Raw genomic sequence first — 18,813 nt, 5'->3', positions numbered from 1 at the left:
ACTTATGCTGGTTGTTTTGATTGGATAAACTCCGCCATAGACTGAACAGACTGCAGGATCTTGCGGCCTTCGCGCGGGTCTTCTACTTTGATATGATACTGTCTTTCCAGCAATACCATCAGTTCAAGCGAATCGATGCTATCGAGACCCAGGCCATCTCCAAATAACGGTGCATTGTCATCAATGTCTTCCGGCTTGGTATCCTGAAGGTTGAGCGCCTCAATGATTTGTTCTTTCAGTTTCTTTTTTAATTCTTCCATAATGTTGTAGGTTTATCACCTGTTGTTCACAACAGGCGAATGCCCTTGTGGGGAGTAAAAATACAGTTTTACTATTGTTTTGAAAACATTTATCAGTTCATTCTTCTTTTTTCCACCCATCCGGCTATGGCCAGCATAGCGAGTCCGGTGAGTATTAATCTCAATACATTTTTCCACACAAACCTGACATCTCCGTTGCGAAGGTAAATATCGTTAATAGCATCGAGTCCCCAGCTTAAAGGCGACAAATGCCCCAGCAGCTGCATCCTGGCAGGCATCACCTCCAGCGGAATCCATATGCCGCCAATGGCCGACAGTATCACGATAGAGATTGCCCCGAAGTTCAGCGCCTGGTTAGGTGTTTTAAATACCGTGCCAATCAGGATGCCATAAGCGGTTGCGGCCAGTCCTATTCCACCGGCTACCAGCAGGGTAGCCCCCGGATGCTGTCCCATTACCAGTTGTGGTAAATCCAGCAGTGGCAGCACATAAATGCCGACCAGCATCATCAGGTAAAACTGCAATACACAAACCCCTACAAAAAACAGCATCTTACCAGCCAGTATAGCCAGGTAAGACCCCGGTATCAGCTTCATCCGCAGCAGGCTGCCATCCTCCCTTTCGCGGATCATATTGCCTGCAATGGGTATCACAATAAAGAACATCGCAAAAATGCTCCAGGCAGGTACGTTATGCTGAACAGAATTAGAAATTACATCCAGTTGTTTTGCCGTGCCGGTGCTTTGTTCCTTCAACCCCACTGCCTGTAGGCGGATGGCCAGCGTATCAGCAGGAGCAACCGTGCTGTCTTTACTCTTCAGCTGTTGTTTAATACGGCTTAGCAGCAAATCTGTTTCCACCTGTGTGAGGAAATTATCTACTGATTGATGAATAGCGCCTTTAAATGCTTTCTTCGCGGCCGGGTCGAAATAGATTGTTACGTTTAATGAATCAACGGTTTTCTTAACCGGCAGGGATACCGACATGCCCATTCGATGGGTGATATCATTTACAATGCGGTTGGCATTGCTCACAATAGCGGCTGTAGCACCTGCCGGTATGATAATGCTGATCTTGTATTTCCCTTCGTTCACCAGTTGCCTGGCCCGTTCGGCCGTTACTGGCTGGCCATCAAGAGAATCGATTATATTGAATTGCCCGCCGGAAGCCAGTCCTTCTTTTACAGACCGGCCCAAACGGCCGTGGTCATTATCTACTGTTAAGATATCGAACCTGATATCCTGGTAATCTTTGAAGGGCGCGTCCTGGATCAGCGCCATTACTGTAATCAATACCACAGGCATTACAAACAGAAGGATGATCCCTGTTTTATCACGTAACAGCAATTGCCACTCTTTCCTGATGGTTGCCAGTAGTCTTAACATTGCTTTTGGCCCTTCGCTTTTAGCTTTAAAAAATTAATCCCGGAGTGCATTTCCGGTGAAATGCAGGAATACGTCTTCCAGGTTATTACAGTCAGGATGCTGATGGATCAGGGTTTGCGGGTTACCCTGTACGATCATTTTTCCTGCATCCATGATCACTACTTCTTCACATAACGATTGCGCCTCTTCCAGCAAATGGGATGTATACAGTATACTGGCTCCCTGGCTGTTGTAATCGCGCAGGAACTGTAATATCATACTGCGCGACTGCACATCCACGCCGGCAGTAGGTTCATCCAGCACCAGCAGTTTGGGGTTGTGGAGGATGGCTGCAATAATGTTGGCCCGCCGTTTCATACCGCCGGAATATTTGTGAATTTCTTTGTGTGCGCTTTTCTCCAGGCCGAAAAGCTCCAGGTAATGCATAATTTTTTGTTGCAGTGGCTTTCCTTTGAAACCGTAGAGATTACCAAAATAAGTGAGATTTTCTACGGCAGATAGCTGTGGATACAAGGCTATCTGCTGCGGTACGATCCCGATAATATGTTTGATTTCCTCCCGGTGGGCGGCCTGCTGTTTTAAGTCGTGTATGATTACTTCTCCGCTGTCGCCTCTCACGATACCGCATAATATTGAAATCGTGGTGGTTTTACCTGCCCCGTTGGGGCCGAGTAGACCGGCAATCTTCCCCTTCCCGAACTGAAACGTAAGTCCTTTCAGTGTGGGCTCTGCACTACCCTTGTAGGTTTTATATAGATCTTTTACAGATATGCCGGACATAATTCAATTGGATATTTAATTACCACTTCACCTGTGCCAGCTTGCGGAAGAATGCGTCTTCCGATGCCGCGCACTCCAGTAACATCTGGCTCAGCTCTTTATAGGAAACATTATCCGCCGATCTGCTTTTGCATACGCGGCCGGCGGCAAATGCAAAATTACGCCATAAGTCGCCGGTTTTTGTCAGTTCCCCTGCAAGTCTGCTCAATTCATCTTTCTTCAGTAAAACTGCTGCTTCCTGTAAAAAAGCGGCGTACAGGAAACGGAAACCTGCGCCACCGGTGCCGATCTCTTCCTGCATGCGGATAATATTTCCAAGATACAGGGTAGCTTTCCGGTCGCCGGGATTTTCAGCATAGTTGGCGACCCTTTTGGCAAGGAAGCGGATTCCTTTTACGCCGAACATGGGAATAGGCACTTTCAGCATAAAGTGGCAGGCCTGTTCTATGCCGGCTTTGATCGGTTTCTCAAATGAGGCAGAAGGCGGTACGTGTACCGGGTAATACATTTTTCCTTTAGGGGCCGGAAACCCTTTGGCAAAGCGGGCCTGCGCCAGGCTTTCCGGGTCAATGGTGGTGGCGGTATCCATTACGGGATCGCTTACCAGGTATTGTCCGTCCTGTTTGCCGTAAACAACCAGGTTATGTGCGTTAAAGTGAAACCGGTAAGAAGCTGGAAAGTAGGGCAGGTAATAAACACTGGATTGTAATCCGACGGGAATACCCGCTTCAATTACTTTATCCAGGGCCAGCATTCCTTTTTCCGGTGTAGAAAATTTCTCGGATTCCATCCGTACGCCCAGCCGTTTGCACACCCGTTGAAAAATAGCGCCTGGCCATATCCGGTAAGTGGTACCAGGCACGCCGTTCACCTTTACAAAAGGCAGGTGGCCGAAAAAGATGCCTGCACCAATGCCAAAAGCCATTGGTTCACTGATCTGCAAACCATAATGTCCCAGCAGGTTTGATATTACTCCACTTTCACAATGGGCGGTCTGGTGGTGTTGGAAAAAAGAATTAGTCATAATATTTTTTGTGGCAGCATGACGAATAACGGATTTGTGGGAAGATCATCGGATATCATCTACCCACAAATCCGTTACTATTGGTATGCTTTATCTGATGTGCAGCAGATCTGTTAAACTCACTTTGAAGGCATCTGCATAACGCTGCAGCAGTTTAGGACTGAGCTTTTTGAATACGCCGGGTTTCATGTGTCTTTTTACCTGCCACTGGAATTTACCGACATAGCTGGCCAATAATGGCAGGTCCATCAGGTTTTTTTCCATGTAATAGGCAACAGGACTGATTTCGCCGGCTTCTACCCTGGCGCGCGCCGCTTTTACTCTTTCGTTTACTTCTTCCCAGGCCTGGTCCAGAGCAATGTTTTCCGGCTCCCAGCCTGCGCTCTGCACCTGTACATAATTGCCGGAATTATCCACCGCATACATAATCTGCTTGAATGTACCTTCATGCAGGTTATCACTATCCTGTGGTACTTCCTCTTTTTTCATGATAGCAGTTTTAGAAGTGATTGCTTATACCACGGTGATATGTGCATAAGCATATGAAAAACGTGCACTTTCCGGAACCATCATTACTACTTTCTGACCTTTCTTAAAACGGCCGCTGTTCATCAGTTCTTCCAGCATCAGGTAAGGTGATGCGGTGCCTACGTTTCCTACCTCGGCCAGGTTGGTGAACCATTTTTCCAGAGGAATAGGAACGCCTAACCGGGTAATTTCCTCGTCTATCTTTAACCTGAAAAATTCAGACGACAGGTGAGGCAGGAAGAAATCTATTTCATCAAGATTAATCTGGTGGCGCTCTACCAGCTCTTTCCACATTTGTGCTCCGGAAGGAACAATATTTTTACCGAGTAAACGGGTATCTTGTTTAAAGGAGAATACGCTATGCTGCGCCCATTCTTCCGGGGTCATATCAATCCATCCGGTGGTGCTGCCATCCGGTTGCTTGATAGCGCCGGCATACATACATGTTTCCAGCTCATTAGCATAGGAAAGTATTTCTACCCAGTCTACCCGCAGGGATAAGCCGTCTTCATTGGGTTTATCCTGGAAAAGGGCTGCACTGGCGCCGTCTGATAACATCCAGCGGAGAAAGTCCTTTTCAAAAGCGATGATCGGATTTTCGTCGAGGCTTTTCAGATTTTCTGCTTCCGGCTGGAATTTCTGCGCCAGCATCCAGGCGGAAAACTTTTCAGAACCGGTGCTTACGGCATTGGAAGTATTACCACAGCGGATAGACATCCAGGCGTATTTAAAAGCCTGCATTCCTGCCGCACAAGCACCTGTGGCTGCAATCAGCTCTACCGGCTGGCATTTCAAAATACCATGCACCATCGCAGCATGATTAGGCAACAATTGATCAGGAGAAGTGGTACCGCAGGCCAGCAACTGTAATTTGCTGATCGGAAACTGCTCATCAAATAATTGTGACACGGCAGTTGCGGTCATCTCTGCATTAGAATGCGTGGATTTCCCTTCTTTGTCCAAAGAGTAGTAACGGGTTTTGATTTTGTTGTTACCCAGTATCTTCAAACGCGCACGGGAAGCCTTTCCATCTACCATGCCGAGAATGCTCTCCATTTCCTCATTTTCTACAGGCTTGTTAGGTAAAAATTTAGACAGCCTGGTAATATAAACTTCCTTCATTTGAATTATTCGTCTTTTAAGGCTACATGTAAAACCTGGTCAAAGCTGCCCTGCCTTGCCAGCCAGCTCACAGTGAAAAACATATTTTAATTTAATATACGTTGTATACAGACGTAAATATAGAATTCTAATTGGAATTACAAGTATCACGCCACTGCCTGAAGGTCGCTTTATACACGCTTTATGTACGGCTTTGATACGCCTTTAAGGTGGACTTGATCCTGTTATCTCAGGGAAATACCCTTATAATAATCTACTTCGCGGCGCAGCTTAGCCTTTTTCAGATTTAACTGTATAAGAGAAGTAATCAGGGATATTGGTGTTAAAACAAAAATACCTACCAGCAGTAATCCCCGGTACATGGATACGCGTCCCTGACGGGAAGGGGCTCCCGGACCACCTTTAGCGCTGATGAACTTTGCCCAGAAGCGGAAAGCCTTCATTCCTTTATTTTCCAGTACTACCAGGTTGGGAATCAGTTCTACCGCATCCAGCGACAGCAATTGTGCATGCAGGGTGTCCCATTGATTCCTTTGCAGCGCCTCGGCTATCGGTGCCGCAAACCGGCCGGAAGTAATGATCTCGTTTTCCTGTACTCCTGCCTGGGGCAGAAAGCGCGTGGCTTCCTTTTTTCCTTTAAACGCCCAGCGAAGGATGGTAATTACAGAAATGAGGTTAGGTGATTTATCCACCAGTACAATATTGCCCACCAGGGTGCTGCCTGCCTGCTGCAGGTAATTTTTCACCTTTTCCTGTGCATTCAGCCACATATTCCGGCTGCCTAGCAGGGTAACCACCTTTTTGCCTTTCAGCAATTGTTTGGCAGCATCACTTTGCAGGAAAGCGGCGGTTGGTTGTGAAGGAGAAAGAAACCAGGGCTGATAAGCCAGTATCACCAGGTCGAATTGCGCATTCACGTCCACTTTCAATGGTTCAATACCACGGGGGGTGGATTGAACGGTTTCCGGCATGGTATCATAAAATTGCTGTTTCCCCCATGGGAAAGGGAAAGGCGTTACAGGCACCAGTTGCTCAAAAGTAATATCGGCTTTGCCTTCCAGCGGAGCCAGCACATGATCAATAATCCTCTTCAATTGCCCTGTCTGTGTATAATATACCACCAGGATCTTCGGTCTTTCGTTCATAAAAGGAATAGGAGTTCAACAATTCAAAACGTAAATCAAACAGTTCAAATAGTAAAATCTACAATTCAAGCCGTAAACATACAAAAAAACGGCAATGATTCATGTGATTTAATGATAATTTGACGCGAATTGTTGATGGGGTGGGGTATTTATTAAGGGGGTAATGTCTTGTGCCCCAGCCAGGTACAGCATCAGCGGGATAATTAAAGCGAATGCTGTACCTGGACTCAAGGACTTGATATTGTTTTCTTCAAAACATCTCTATAAACTCTCTAACGCCGCCAAATATGATATTGAGAATGTTAAAGATTTGTAAATGTTGAAGCTTATTTTTTACTAATACTGCCAGAACCCGCTACAGAAGAGGAAATTTGCGGGGTACCCTTGTAATTTACGTTTCCGGAGCCGGCAATTTTTGCATCCAGCTTTACGCTGGCATATACATCTGCATCACCGCTACCTGCAATATTTACACTTACATTTTCCGATAGCAGCTCATCTGCCTCAAAATTACCGCTGCCTGCAATAGACAAATTAACATCCTTTGTTTCGCCTTTCAGGAACATATCGCCGGAACCGGCAATGGAGGCTTTTACTGCCGGGGCGTTGATTTCGCCTTTGAGGTTACCGGAGCCGGACAGGTTGAACTTCACATCAGATCGGGAAGTAAATTTGCCATCCAGTTTCAGGTCGCCGGAGCCAGCCAGGCTGGCCTCATTGATTTCCGGGGTGGTGAGGAATACGTTCAGATCTTTATGGGTGCTGATGGAAACGCCGCGTTTCAATCTTACAATGAGGCGGCCGTCTTCTTCTACCAGCTCCACCAGTGGGGCGATATTATCTTCTGCCTCAATAACAGCCGCTTTGGCAGCGCCCTGTGTGAGGTATACATTCATGCTTCCTTCTACTTTGATCCTTTGAAAGGGGACTACCTGCCGTTCTTCCTTGATAACATGGCCGTTACCTTTTACACGATTTTGTCCGATTACATCACAGGAATAAAAGAGTACAGAAACAGAAGAGGCCACTATGGCCTGATACAGGAGCGATTTTGCTGATATCATGGGTTTAAATTATAATAGAAAGATACGCCAGATTTCCGAAATTCGAATTTCCAAATCCGAAATTCGTGGAAGGACTTTATCTTTGCACCACCATGACAGAAAAGATACTTATCCTCGATTTCGGTTCCCAGTATACACAGCTGATTGCACGCAGCATCCGTGAACTGAATGTTTATTGCGAAATTAAACCTTGCCTTCAGCCCATTGCCTGGGACGAAACTATTAAAGGTGTTATATTATCAGGCAGTCCTTTTTCGGTGAATGATGAGCATGCGCCTATCATTGATATTGCCGCGATTGCTGCAAAAGTACCCGTACTCGGTATTTGCTACGGCGCACAGATGATGGCCAAAGTTTTTGGCGGTGAAGTGGCTAAAAGCAACCTCCGTGAATATGGACGCGCCTTTATGGAGCACAACGACAAAGAGGAAAAGTTATTATATGATATCTCTGCAAAAAGCCAGGTATGGATGAGCCACGCAGATAGCATTAAACGTATTCCTGAAGCTTTCGAAATTATTGCCACTACAGAAAATATCCCGGTAGCAGCTTTCAAAAATACTACGCTGGCCGCCAACCCGATGTTTGGTTTACAATTCCACCCGGAAGTAACCCATTCCCTGGAAGGTAAGCTGATCCTCCGCAACTTCCTGTTACACATCTGTAACTGCAGCCAGGACTGGACACCGGCGGCTTTTGTACATGAAACCGTAGAAAAGATCAAGGCGCAGGTAGGCGATAAAAGAGTGGTAATGGCCCTCAGCGGCGGTGTGGACTCTACCGTTGCCGCTGAACTGATCCATAAAGCCATCGGCAAAAACCTGTTCTGCATCTTTGTGGATAATGGTTTGCTGAGAAAAGACGAATTTGAAACCGTACTGGAATCTTATAAACACATGGGACTGAACGTAAAAGGGATCAATGCAAAAGATCTTTTTTACGGAAAACTGGCAGGCGTTTCCGATCCGGAACAAAAACGAAAGATCATCGGTGGCCTGTTCATCGATGTTTTCCAGCAGGAAGCCACTCACCTTACTGATATCTCTTTCCTGGGCCAGGGTACCATTTACCCCGATGTAATTGAATCCGTTTCCGTAAACGGTCCTTCCGTTACTATCAAGTCGCACCACAACGTAGGCGGGCTGCCGGAAAAGATGAATATGCAACTGGTAGAACCGCTGCGCTTCCTCTTTAAAGATGAAGTACGCCGCGTGGGTCGTGAAATTGGCATCAGCGAAATATTCCTGGGCCGCCATCCTTTCCCGGGTCCTGGCCTGGCCATCCGTATCCTCGGCGCCATTACCCCCGAAAAGGTACACATGCTGCAGGAAGCGGATAATGTATATGTAGAAGGACTGAAAGAAGCCGGCTTATACGACAAAGTATGGCAGGCGGGCACCATCCTGCTACCGGTTCAAAGCGTTGGCGTAATGGGCGACGAACGTACCTACGAATTCACAGTAGCTTTACGTGCAGTAACTTCTGTAGACGGAATGACCGCCGATTGGGCGCATTTGCCTTATGAATTCCTCGCTAAAATGTCTAACGACATCATTAACAAGGTAAAAGGCATTAACCGCGTAGTATACGATATCAGCTCCAAGCCACCTGCTACCATTGAGTGGGAATAAAAAAAGGAAGCAATAAAATACTGAGCTATAGTTACGGAGTTGTGGATAGACAGATAATTTCTTCTATCCATAACTCCGTAATGCTTTATTTCACATTCCCCGGAATGATTTTTGTAAATTAGCGCCAATTATGAACCACTTAGTTTCAATTAAGCACCTGTTATCCGGATTGGCTTTATTGGTTTTGATCAGCTCCTGCTCATCTACCAGGAAAAGTGCCAGTAAGGTAGACGGGCCACCACCATCTCTGAGTAAACCTACACCGGCCAAAAAACCGGAGGATAATAAGAAAGACGCTGCAAAAGCGCCTTTTAATGTGCCCGCATTTGGGAAAGAAGTTAAAAAAGCTTCCTATAACATTGCCTTCTTCGCACCATTATACCTCGATTCCGTTTTTGCCAACAGCAGTGAAATTCCCGGCCGGACCATGCCACGGTATGTATTGCCTGGTCTCGAATTTTATGAAGGCGCGCAACTGGCACTGGATACGCTGCAACAACAGGGATATAACCTGAAAGTGACCGTATATGACAGCAAAGCAAGGCAAAGTGTATCTTCCCTGATCCGCAGCAAAGCGCTCGATGAAACGGACCTGATCCTGGGTGCTGTGAGCAACCCGGAGCTGAAAGAACTGAGCGACTTTGCCAAAAACAAAGAGATCAACTTTGTTTCCGGTACCTTCCCCAACGATGGCGGTATCAGCAACAACCCGTTTTTATACATCTCCAACAGCACGCTGAAAACACATTGCGACGCGCTCCAGAATTATATCCAGGACGCATTTGCCACCAAAAACATTGTGTTGTTCCGAAGGAACACGGCCTTTGAAACAAGGCTGGCAGCAGATTTCAAGGCATCCTATGATAAAATGGAAAGTACCAAAAAATCAAGGATCCGGGAAGTAGTATGGAATGAGGCCACCACACCAGAAGAAATTTCCAAATACCTGCTGGCAGACCGTACCAATGCTGTCATCGTAACTGCCCTGGATGAAGCCGGCGCCAAAAGCCTGCTGCGTAAGCTGAGCATTTCTGCCACTACCTATCCGCTGCAGATCTTTGGTATGCCCACCTGGGACGTGATTAAGCTGAAAGAACCCGAGTTTAAAGGCTTACAGGTATTTTATTCATCTCCCTATTATAACGACAAAACAGATTACTACAGCCGGTATGTTTCCGATTATTTCCGCAGGGTATACAAAGCACGCCCGTCTGACATGGCTTTCAAAGGCTTTGACCTGACCTACTACTTTGTAAAACTGCTGTATACCAATGGCGTTTATTTCAACAATATGGTGAGTACTTCCCCCAAAGTGATCACCAACTATAACTTCCTTCCGGTGTATCTGAAAGAAGGAGAGGAAACGCCTTCCTACTTTGAAAATAAAAATATCTACATCATCCAGAAGGGCGACAGCGTAGACATTAAAATGAATAAATAGTTGCTTTGCAACACCACTTACTTCGTGCCACGGCGGTTGTCGTGGCACGATTTTTTTTACGTACATTCCCTATATGAATGTGCTGCAATTTACCGACAACGGCATCTACTGCCCTGCAGGCGATTTCTACATTGATCCCTGGAAACCCGTCAAACGAGCGGTGATCACGCATGCACATTCCGATCACGCCAGGTGGGGAAATCAATACTACTTATGTGAAAATGCCAGTGTTCCCTTACTGCGGTTAAGGCTTGGCAACGACATCCAGGTACAGGGCGTCGCCTATGGAGAAACTATTTTTTTTAACGGGGTAAAAGTATCCCTGCATCCCGCAGGCCACATCATTGGCTCCGCACAGATACGGGTGGAACAGGATGGAGAAGTATGGGTAGCCAGCGGGGATTACAAACTGGAAAATGATGGGCTGTCGGCCCCCTTCGAACCTATCCGCTGCCATACGTTTATTACCGAATCTACTTTCGGGTTACCTATTTACCGTTGGGCGCCGCAGCAACAGATCTTTGATGGCATCACCCAATGGATATACGAAAATCAGCAGGCCGGTAAGGCCAGTGTGCTACTGGCTTACAGCCTGGGGAAAGCACAACGGCTGCTATATCACCTGAAAGATAAAGTGGATCATTTTCTGGCGCATGGCGCCATCGCCATTCCCCATGAAGTGCTGCTGCAGGAAGGATGGGCGCTACCTCCCGTAGAAAGAATAACGCCCGAAACACCTAAAACTGCGTTTAAGAATGCGGTAATTATTGCCCCGCCTTCGGCGGAAGATAATGTCTGGATGCGCAGATTCCAGCCATACTCACTGGGTATTTGCAGTGGCTGGATGCAGGTGCGTGGTAATATGCGCCGCAGGAATGCGGATGCGGGATTTGTATTATCGGATCATGCGGATTGGGCCGGCTTGCTGGAGGCGGTAACCGCTACCGGAGCAGAACAGGTATATGCCACTCATGGCTTCAGCAGCGTATTTGCCCGTTATCTTACAGAAAAAGGTATTGCCGCCAAAGAAGTAACTACTTCGTATGGCGATGAGGAAATTATTAATAATCCTGAATCGTAAACCGTGCAACAATTTGCTGAACTGGTACAATTATTAAGCAACAGCACCAAAACCAATGAGAAGTTGGGGGCGCTGAGCCAATACTTTGCCACAGCGCCGGATAAAGATAAAACCTGGGTGCTGGCATTGTTTTCAGGTCGCCGGCCCAAACGAACGGTCAACAGCACACAACTGAAAACCTGGTGCATGCAGGCCACGGGGTTGTCCGACTGGCTTTTTGAAGAATGCTATCATACGGTGGGAGATCTCGGGGAAACCATCGCGTTGCTGCTGCCACCACGCACCACTCCTATAGCGGCGCCCCTGCATTACTGGCTGGAGCAGCTGCAGCAACTGGAGAAAGCAACCGAAGAAACGAAACAGGCTTTTATTTTGCAGGCATGGGATGCATTGGACAGCGGGGAAAGGTTTGTATTCAACAAGCTGATCACCGGTGGATTTCGTATAGGCGTGTCGCAGAAAATGATGGTGAATGCACTCGCTAAAACGTACCAGATTGAACCTGCTACGCTTTCACATATGATCAGCGGCAACTGGGATCCGCATAATGTTACGATCGAAGAACTGCTGCATCAGCATACTACCGGCGCAGACGCTTCCCGGCCATATCCATTTTATCTCGCTTACGCACTGGAAGGATTACCGGAATCACTGGGGCCGGAAACAGACTGGCAGGCGGAATGGAAGTGGGACGGCATCCGCGGGCAGATCATCAAGCGGGAAGGACAACTGTTTGTATGGTCGCGGGGAGAAGAACTGATCACTGAAAAGTTCCCGGAGTTTACGCCATTAACTGCCGCTCTACCGGATGGTACTGTACTGGATGGAGAAATACTCACCTTTGCCAATGGCCTCCCACTACCCTTTCAAACACTGCAAACCAGGATAGGCCGTAAAAATGTAACCCGCAAACAACTCCAGGAAGCACCGGTTATATTCCTGTGTTACGATCTGTTGGAATGGGAAGGAACCGATATCCGGGAAAAAACGCTGGCAGAACGCCGTGCACTCCTGGAAGCGCTGGTGCAGAATATGCAGATGCCGGTATTGCAGTTATCGCCCGAAATTATTTTTGACAGCTGGGATCAGTTAACGCAACTGCGGCTTCAATCACGCGATAAAGGCAGTGAAGGACTGATGCTCAAGAAAAAGATAACCGCTTACCAGGTAGGCCGCAAACGCGGCGACTGGTGGAAGTGGAAAATAGATCCACTGGTAATAGATGCCGTGATGATATATGCACAGAAAGGTCATGGCCGCCGTTCAAATTTATATACTGATTACACTTTTGCAGTAAAAGATGGCGATCAACTGGTAGCCTTTACCAAAGCCTATTCCGGCCTGACAGACAAAGAAATTGCGGAAGTGGATAACTGGATCAAGCGCCACTCTATTGAAAAATTCGGACCGGTAAGAACGGTGCAGCCGCAGCTGGTATTTGAAATTGCCTTTGAAGGCATTGCCGCCTCTAACCGCCACAAATCCGGAGTAGCCCTGCGCTTTCCACGTATCAACCGGTGGAGGAAAGATAAGCCGGTAGCAGAAATAAATACGCTTGAAGACCTGAAAGAACTATTGCGGGTGAACGGCCACAACACCAGCAGCTGATTGATTGCGCCTATAAAATACCAGCAGCTGTATAATAGCTGCCAGCGCAATCATCGCCAGCATGGTTAATCCTGCGCCATAGCTGCTCCAACCCTTTATTGAAGCCAGCTGCATCATCAATCCGACCAAAGATAAACCCAGGCCGCCGCCCAACGCATTGGCCGTCCCATTAATGCCAGAAGCAAGTCCCTGCTGTGGTTCGGGCACCGACTGCACCGCCAGGATAGTTACGCACGGGAAAGTAATAGCCATACCAAATGAATTGATACAGCCTACCGCGCAAAAAATAAACAACAACCTATAATCTGTGAAGTAGCTCACGATAAAAAAGAGTATGCCACATGCCATAAAAGCATTTCCCAGCATGCCTGTTTTTACCACGCCCAGCCTGCTAAACAAACGGGGTAATATAAATTTTGAAATGACACCTGATAAAATACTAAAGGGGAATAACAGCAGGCCGGCCTGTGAAGAGGTGAAGTGCAGATCCTGTTGCAGGTAGATGGTGAGCATAAAAATATAGCTTAGAAAGATACAACCCAGCATTACTGCTCCTATATTTCCGGTGATCACCCCCTGTGACCTGAACAATTTAAAGTCTACTAACGGAGACGGATGTACGCGTTCACGGCGTATAAAAAACATACCGGCTGCGAGGAACAGTAATAACCACAGGCAGTATTCCATATAGTGGTAGGTGATATTGCCAAGATCATGGATCAGCCATGCTGCCAGCATCATCAGTCCGGTAATCAATAATGCACTGAGTAAGTTATGCGCTGGTTTTGCCGCGGTCTTTTCATCAGCGGGAATATATGCCATCGCCAATATCACTGCCAGTCCTATTACCGGTACATTAATAAAAAATACCCATTGCCACCCGAGATAATTGCTGATTAATCCGCCGATAGCAAGCCCCGTGGCAAATCCAATGCCCGCTGTAGCGCCAAAAATTCCGAATGCGCGGTTTCTTGCTACCGGTTCTTTAAAAGTATTGGTAATAATAGCCATTGCCGCCGGAATGGCTAATGCCACACCGGCGCCTTGCAGTGCCCTGCATACCAGCAGCCAGGTGAAGTTTTGGGAAAAACCTGCTGCCAGGGAAGCCAGCACAAAACAGCAGGCGCCTGTTACAAATACTTTCTTTCTTCCTATAGTATCTGCCAGCCGGCCGCCAAGCAATACGAGTCCCCCATAAAATAAAACATACACGGTTTGTACCCATTGAATGGCAGCTGCATCAAAATGAAAAAATGATTCCATCTGCGGAATCGCCATGTTGAGCACAGATACATCCAATGCTTCAAAGAAGATAGCCATGCAGGCAACTGTTAATATGATTCGCTCCTTTTTCACAGTACAAACGTATTAAAACATCTCAAAAGGAATTTAATTCCTAAAAATTTAGAACAAACGGCTATAATCCCGCAATAAATTAGATATTTGTTCCAAACACATATGCACATGGTAAGCAAAAAAGAAAATAATACGGAGGACATACAATTGAACCTGGATGAGAAAGACCTGGGTATCCTGAAGTTATTACAGCAGGATGCAAAAATGACCATCCGGGATATTGCCCGTCAGCTGAACCTCAGCACTACTCCGGTGTACGAGCGGATCCGGAAAATGGAACAGGCAGGCGTTATCAAACAATATGCAGCCATCGTAGATCCCAGGAAGATTAATAAGAGCCTCACTGTTTTATGTTATATCACCCTGAAAGAACACAATAAAAAGTGCGGTAAGAAATTCATCCAGGAAATACTGGGTTTCACGGAAGTAACGGAGTGCCTGAATATTTCAGGAGAGTTTGACTTCATGATCAAAGTACAGGTAAAAGACATGGATGAGTACCGTGAATTTTACGTGAATAAACTGGGTGAGTTAGACAATCTGAGTCATACACAAAGCATATTTGTGATTTCCGTGATTAAAGCAACGCACCAGGTAGTGTTTTAACACCAGCAAACGGGTTAGGGATCAGCAGTACACGATAAAATTGATACACAAAAAAATATATACTGTAACCTTATAACTTATTTACCCGTTTTAAACCTATGAAATACCTTTACCTATCCCTGTTAATGTTTGTAACTGCTACTGTCACTGCCCAAAAGAAATCTTTTCAATCTGCTGCCGGAATAGGCGGTATTGGTGGCTATCATTACGGCGCCCTGGCTTTTAGTTTTGAGCCCCGATTTAATTTTTATGAATTTTCTGAGAAGGAGAGTTTATCAGTTGGCGTCTGCTTTGCGATGGGCCCTTCCATTGGTTCTGACCGGCGTACTGATCGCGATAAGATTTCCGGCGGCCCTATACAGCCAGGATGGATGGTGAATATTCCCGTTACCGTTCATTATACTTTTGGCAATGCTGCCACTCCCCGAAGCTATAAATATATTGGGTACTCTGTTGGAGCAGGCTACGCAGCGCACAATGGCCGCCGCTATGTGGATCCGGGACCCGGTATCGATACGGTGGAAGTACATGCGCATGGCCTGGTGCTGGATGGCAGCATCAATTTCCCTATGGGTAATTCCTCATGGAGCCTGCAGTCTTCCTATATGTTTAACTTCAGCAACAACAATCCTGATATCAAAGGTATATTCAGCATGTCGTTGCTCTATAATATCGGCATCTGTATACATCAGCACAGGGAAAAACGGCACTACGACCACCCCAGGGAATACTATCACGAACTGGACCGGGAAATGAGAAAGAAAAAGATGGAGAGCCGGCGAAAAATTATGGCGCCACGGGGTTCATCAAATCAAAACCCGCGTGAAAGTCGAGATAGCCTGCTGCAGATTCCCCCGGATCAAAAACAACTACCATAGAACATACCGGCTTCCTGCTGCGGGAGTTGGTTGTTTCAAAAGCAATGCCCTGTTTCTTATCCTCATATACTACAATTTTTCTTGCCTTATTAGCAGATTCATAGGCCTGTGCTTTTTGAACACCCGGATATGCTTTTTTGATGGCTGCAATGCTGCTTCCTGGTCCCACGCCTTTATGGGTTCTGAACTTCGGTGAATTTACGCGGATCTGTTTTACGTACTGCGTATCCTGTGTGCGCATCGCGGTAAATACGGCCAGCATATGCGACGAATCAATACTGTCGTCTTTTCTGCGGCTGTACCATATCCGCCAGGCTTTCATCATAGCGGCATCGCCGCCATCCGGTTTCCCCAATACCGCCAGGCTCTGTGCCGGTGCTTCGAGTTTTATTTGTCCGATTGATTTTCCGGGTGTGATGAGCCAGGCGCTTTTCTGGGCGAATGCTGCGGAGGTAGCGGATAAGATGGATAAGAAAATGATAAGGAGGCGCATAGTTTTCGTTTAGGAAATGAGTTCAAAAATGTTGCCATTAATAGTAACGTTCTCCTCTACAGAAAAGTTAAAATTGCAGTCAAAAATATATAAAACAGCAGCAGCAATGTGACGTTTACACAAACAATGGTGTATATACTTTGAACATAAAAATTACACCTAATGGTCAATATAAAAACATCATTTTTAGCAGATATTAAAAGCATGCTTTTTACCGCCAGACAGAAAGCATATGCCGCTGTTAATTCTGCAATGGTAGAAGTATACTGGAACATCGGCAAACGTATTTTTGAAGAAGAGCAGTTAGGAAAGGAACGTGCAGATTATGGTACCTTTCTGATAAAGGAACTTGCAAGGCACCTAACTAAGGAGTTTGGGAAGGGTTTTGATGAAAGAGAACTACGCCGTATGCGGCAATTTTACCAGCTATTCCCAATTCGGGACGCACTGCGCCCCGAATTGAGTTGGACTCATTATCGCATTATTTTACGAGTTGACAGCCCAACAGCCAGGCAATATTACCTTATAGAGACTGCAGAGCAATCCTGGAGTACTCGCCAGCTTGAACGCAATATCAATACCCTTTATTACGAACGGATATTATCGACCTCTAATAAAAGGGAGGCCTTATTGGCCGAGCAAAAAATGGAAAAAACAAAGCCTGACGATGTTATCAAAAACCCTTATGTTTTGGAATTTCTAGGATTAGAGTGGCCAACCGGATACTCAGAAAGCGAAATTGAGTCTGCGATTATTACCAATTTACAATCATTCTTACTCGAATTAGGTAAAGGCTTCTCATTCGTTGGACGCCAATATCGTATTAAGACAGATACTAAAGTGTTTTTCATAGACATGGTTTTCTACAACTATATTTTAAAATGCTTCGTATTAATTGACCTGAAAATTAAAGGACCTCACACATCAGGATATTGGGCAGATGGATATGTATGTTCGGATGTTTGAAGATCTCAAAAAATGAACTTGAACGCGAAAAGCAATTTATCCGGGAGCAAATTGCCAATAAGCAACCAGCTTCTTAAAAATCTATTTTTAGCAAATCTCGTGTACCTTTACCCCCATGTTACTCAAATTTCCCAAAGATCAAAACGGGCAGCAGATCCTCAAAGCAGGCAATACCCACTTCGCCATGTTAAAGCAAAGGAGTAAGGCTGATAAACGCACTATATTCCTGACGGAAAACGTGATAATATTTGTATTGGCGGGACATAAACTGCTGCATTTCGACCAGCATACTGTAAAAGTGGAAGCGGGTTCTGTATTGCTAATGAAACGTGGGTTTTACGTAATGTCCGACTATGTGAGGGAAGAAATACAATTTCAAAGTTTGCTGTTATATTTTTCAGATGAACAACTGCGCAGGTTCCTCCATAAATACAATTACCTTACGCCTGTAAAATCTGCTGCCACCAGTCATCTTACCTTGCCCATTACTCCATTGCTGGAAGTTTTCGGGGAACATTATACCGCCTACTTTACACAAACACCGTCTACGCTGGCGGCGCTGTTATCTGTAAAACTATACGAGGCATTCCTCCTATTGCTGGCTACGCCGCAACATGCTTCCGTGCTGGCGTTTATGCAACAGATTGTATATGCACAGCCGCAGGACATTGCCTTTATTGTAAAACAACATCTGTTTCAACCTATTACCCTGGCAGAAATGGCCAGGTTGTCCGGCCGCAGCCTGGCTTCCTTCAAGCGGGATTTCCAGCAGCAATACCAGTCCTCGCCCCGGCGGTGGATCAATGAGCAGCGACTGTCCTATGCACACATGCTCCTGGAAACCACTACACAGCAGGTAGCTGAAATAGCTATTGCCTGTGGCTTTGAAAGCACGTCCCACTTCATTCGCATCTTCAAACAAACTTATGGTATCACGCCCAATCATGTAAGAGCCAAAAAAGCTATCATCTGAGCTTTTTCCGTTACCGGCGATGCGTATTCGGGGATAATTTTGCATTTATAAAAAGAAGAATATGCAAACATTATCTGAAAAGAATAAGGCAGTGGTAAAACGCTTCAATGAAGAATTCCTGGTGAAAGGCAACCTGCAGGCTTTTGAAGAAATAGTAGCACCGGACTTTATTAACCATACTGCACCTGCCGGCAACAACGACCGTATTGCCACCCGCGATTTTATCCTACAGTTACTACACCCTGCTATGCCGGATCTTCAACTGGAAATTTTTGATATGATAGCGGAAGATGACAAGGTAGTAACCCGCAAAGCATTTACAGGCACCTTCACCGCACCTTTTATGGGACAGGCGCCCACCGGCAAAAAAGCCACTCTGCGTATTATTGATATCATACAGCTGAAAGACGGGCAATACATTGCCCACTGGTCTATCCGTGAAATGATCACCACATAAATTATTTGCTGAAAT

The 18,813-nt window shown here is 46.1% G+C and carries 19 protein-coding genes; 9 read left to right on the top strand and 10 right to left on the bottom strand.

What is annotated here, in order from left to right; translation table 11 throughout:
• Positions 1-2: 2 nt before the first annotated feature.
• The 8 genes from QFZ51_RS08160 to QFZ51_RS08125 form a co-directional block, all read right to left on the bottom strand.
• The gene (locus QFZ51_RS08160) at positions 3-260 is read right to left on the bottom strand and encodes a phosphopantetheine-binding protein (RefSeq protein WP_370909418.1); all 258 of its coding nucleotides are present in this window, start codon (positions 258-260) and stop codon (positions 3-5) included.
• A 92-nt stretch (positions 261-352) separates the two neighbouring features.
• A complete protein-coding gene (locus tag QFZ51_RS08155) occupies positions 353-1,645 on the bottom strand; it encodes an ABC transporter permease (protein ID WP_429044937.1) in 1,293 nt (430 codons plus the stop codon).
• A 33-nt stretch (positions 1,646-1,678) separates the two neighbouring features.
• Positions 1,679-2,425 (bottom strand): ABC transporter ATP-binding protein, encoded by a 747-nt coding sequence (locus QFZ51_RS08150; protein ID WP_168771237.1) that lies wholly within the window; start codon positions 2,423-2,425, stop codon positions 1,679-1,681.
• 19 nt (positions 2,426-2,444) lie between these two features.
• Entirely contained in the window at positions 2,445-3,449 is a 1,005-nt protein-coding gene (locus QFZ51_RS08145; RefSeq protein WP_429044934.1) for a BtrH N-terminal domain-containing protein, read from the bottom strand.
• A 90-nt stretch (positions 3,450-3,539) separates the two neighbouring features.
• Positions 3,540-3,938, bottom strand: coding sequence for a hypothetical protein (locus QFZ51_RS08140; protein WP_429044933.1), 399 nt, complete (start codon positions 3,936-3,938; stop codon positions 3,540-3,542).
• A 24-nt stretch (positions 3,939-3,962) separates the two neighbouring features.
• The gene (locus QFZ51_RS08135) at positions 3,963-5,099 is read right to left on the bottom strand and encodes a beta-ketoacyl-ACP synthase III (RefSeq protein ID WP_429044932.1); all 1,137 of its coding nucleotides are present in this window, start codon (positions 5,097-5,099) and stop codon (positions 3,963-3,965) included.
• A 224-nt stretch (positions 5,100-5,323) separates the two neighbouring features.
• The gene (locus QFZ51_RS08130; RefSeq protein ID WP_429044930.1) at positions 5,324-6,244 is read right to left on the bottom strand and encodes a hypothetical protein; all 921 of its coding nucleotides are present in this window, start codon (positions 6,242-6,244) and stop codon (positions 5,324-5,326) included.
• Between the two features lie 326 nt (positions 6,245-6,570).
• On the bottom strand, positions 6,571-7,308 hold the full coding sequence (locus tag QFZ51_RS08125; RefSeq protein WP_429044928.1) for a head GIN domain-containing protein: 738 nt from the start codon (positions 7,306-7,308) through the stop codon (positions 6,571-6,573).
• 65 nt (positions 7,309-7,373) lie between these two features.
• On the opposite strand from QFZ51_RS08125, the gene guaA reads away from it, so the two are divergent.
• The 4 genes from guaA (at position 7,374) to QFZ51_RS08105 (ending at position 13,069) form a co-directional block, all read left to right on the top strand.
• Positions 7,374-8,939 carry a glutamine-hydrolyzing GMP synthase gene (guaA, locus tag QFZ51_RS08120; protein WP_429044926.1) on the top strand — a complete coding sequence of 522 codons (1,566 nt, stop codon included), beginning with the start codon at positions 7,374-7,376 and terminating at the stop codon, positions 8,937-8,939.
• 130 nt (positions 8,940-9,069) lie between these two features.
• Complete coding sequence (locus QFZ51_RS08115; protein ID WP_429044924.1) at positions 9,070-10,380, top strand: ABC transporter substrate-binding protein; 1,311 nt, start codon at positions 9,070-9,072, stop codon at positions 10,378-10,380.
• Between the two features lie 73 nt (positions 10,381-10,453).
• The gene (locus tag QFZ51_RS08110; RefSeq protein WP_429044922.1) at positions 10,454-11,461 is read left to right on the top strand and encodes a ligase-associated DNA damage response exonuclease; all 1,008 of its coding nucleotides are present in this window, start codon (positions 10,454-10,456) and stop codon (positions 11,459-11,461) included.
• Positions 11,462-11,464: 3 nt separating this feature from the next.
• Positions 11,465-13,069, top strand: a complete 1,605-nt coding sequence (locus tag QFZ51_RS08105) for an ATP-dependent DNA ligase (RefSeq protein ID WP_429044920.1) — start codon at positions 11,465-11,467, stop codon at positions 13,067-13,069.
• Here QFZ51_RS08105 and QFZ51_RS08100 read toward each other — a convergent pair.
• Positions 13,034-14,425 (bottom strand): MFS transporter, encoded by a 1,392-nt coding sequence (locus tag QFZ51_RS08100; protein WP_429044918.1) that lies wholly within the window; start codon positions 14,423-14,425, stop codon positions 13,034-13,036. The genes QFZ51_RS08105 and QFZ51_RS08100 overlap by 36 nt on opposite strands.
• Before the next feature lie 108 nt (positions 14,426-14,533).
• Between QFZ51_RS08100 and QFZ51_RS08095 the strand changes: the two genes are divergently transcribed.
• Together QFZ51_RS08095 and QFZ51_RS08090 are read left to right on the top strand one after the other, a co-directional pair.
• Entirely contained in the window at positions 14,534-15,031 is a 498-nt protein-coding gene (locus QFZ51_RS08095; RefSeq protein ID WP_429044917.1) for an Lrp/AsnC family transcriptional regulator, read from the top strand.
• A gap of 98 nt (positions 15,032-15,129) precedes the next feature.
• Positions 15,130-15,909: a hypothetical protein gene (locus tag QFZ51_RS08090; RefSeq protein ID WP_429044916.1), complete on the top strand. Its 780-nt coding sequence runs from the start codon at positions 15,130-15,132 to the stop codon at positions 15,907-15,909.
• Here QFZ51_RS08090 and QFZ51_RS08085 read toward each other — a convergent pair.
• A complete protein-coding gene (locus QFZ51_RS08085; protein WP_429044915.1) occupies positions 15,818-16,402 on the bottom strand; it encodes a hypothetical protein in 585 nt (194 codons plus the stop codon). The genes QFZ51_RS08090 and QFZ51_RS08085 overlap by 92 nt on opposite strands.
• 162 nt (positions 16,403-16,564) lie before the next feature.
• Here QFZ51_RS08085 and QFZ51_RS08080 point away from each other — a divergent pair, with 162 nt between their 5' ends.
• From QFZ51_RS08080 to QFZ51_RS08070, 3 genes are all read left to right on the top strand, one after another.
• Complete coding sequence (locus QFZ51_RS08080) at positions 16,565-17,368, top strand: PDDEXK nuclease domain-containing protein (protein ID WP_429044914.1); 804 nt, start codon at positions 16,565-16,567, stop codon at positions 17,366-17,368.
• A 115-nt stretch (positions 17,369-17,483) separates the two neighbouring features.
• Positions 17,484-18,341: a helix-turn-helix domain-containing protein gene (locus tag QFZ51_RS08075; RefSeq protein WP_429044913.1), complete on the top strand. Its 858-nt coding sequence runs from the start codon at positions 17,484-17,486 to the stop codon at positions 18,339-18,341.
• 61 nt (positions 18,342-18,402) lie between these two features.
• A complete protein-coding gene (locus QFZ51_RS08070) occupies positions 18,403-18,798 on the top strand; it encodes an ester cyclase (protein WP_429044912.1) in 396 nt (131 codons plus the stop codon).
• Positions 18,799-18,813 lie beyond the last annotated feature (15 nt).

Origin of the sequence: Chitinophaga sp. W3I9, assembly GCF_050434025.1 — a bacterium.
In the GTDB taxonomy this organism is placed as follows: Bacteria; Bacteroidota; Bacteroidia; order Chitinophagales; family Chitinophagaceae; genus Chitinophaga.
The sequence above is the reverse complement of the archived record's forward strand: the minus strand, read 5'-3'. Positions and strand labels throughout refer to the sequence as shown.

Bases quoted from the DNA above. Each gene is read 5' to 3' on its own strand.
- QFZ51_RS08160 (WP_370909418.1), bottom strand. From the start codon at position 260: ATGGAAGAATTAAAAAAGAAACTGAAAGAACAAATCATTGAGGCGCTC.
- QFZ51_RS08155 (WP_429044937.1), bottom strand. From the start codon at position 1,645: ATGTTAAGACTACTGGCAACCATCAGGAAAGAGTGGCAATTGCTGTTA.
- QFZ51_RS08150 (WP_168771237.1), bottom strand. From the start codon at position 2,425: ATGTCCGGCATATCTGTAAAAGATCTATATAAAACCTACAAGGGTAGT.
- QFZ51_RS08145 (WP_429044934.1), bottom strand. From the start codon at position 3,449: ATGACTAATTCTTTTTTCCAACACCACCAGACCGCCCATTGTGAAAGT.
- QFZ51_RS08140 (WP_429044933.1), bottom strand. From the start codon at position 3,938: ATGAAAAAAGAGGAAGTACCACAGGATAGTGATAACCTGCATGAAGGT.
- QFZ51_RS08135 (WP_429044932.1), bottom strand. From the start codon at position 5,099: ATGAAGGAAGTTTATATTACCAGGCTGTCTAAATTTTTACCTAACAAG.
- QFZ51_RS08130 (WP_429044930.1), bottom strand. From the start codon at position 6,244: ATGAACGAAAGACCGAAGATCCTGGTGGTATATTATACACAGACAGGG.
- QFZ51_RS08125 (WP_429044928.1), bottom strand. From the start codon at position 7,308: ATGATATCAGCAAAATCGCTCCTGTATCAGGCCATAGTGGCCTCTTCT.
- QFZ51_RS08115 (WP_429044924.1), top strand. From the start codon at position 9,070: ATGAACCACTTAGTTTCAATTAAGCACCTGTTATCCGGATTGGCTTTA.
- QFZ51_RS08110 (WP_429044922.1), top strand. From the start codon at position 10,454: ATGAATGTGCTGCAATTTACCGACAACGGCATCTACTGCCCTGCAGGC.
- QFZ51_RS08095 (WP_429044917.1), top strand. From the start codon at position 14,534: ATGGTAAGCAAAAAAGAAAATAATACGGAGGACATACAATTGAACCTG.
- QFZ51_RS08090 (WP_429044916.1), top strand. From the start codon at position 15,130: ATGAAATACCTTTACCTATCCCTGTTAATGTTTGTAACTGCTACTGTC.
- QFZ51_RS08085 (WP_429044915.1), bottom strand. From the start codon at position 16,402: ATGCGCCTCCTTATCATTTTCTTATCCATCTTATCCGCTACCTCCGCA.
- QFZ51_RS08080 (WP_429044914.1), top strand. From the start codon at position 16,565: ATGGTCAATATAAAAACATCATTTTTAGCAGATATTAAAAGCATGCTT.
- QFZ51_RS08075 (WP_429044913.1), top strand. From the start codon at position 17,484: ATGTTACTCAAATTTCCCAAAGATCAAAACGGGCAGCAGATCCTCAAA.
- QFZ51_RS08070 (WP_429044912.1), top strand. From the start codon at position 18,403: ATGCAAACATTATCTGAAAAGAATAAGGCAGTGGTAAAACGCTTCAAT.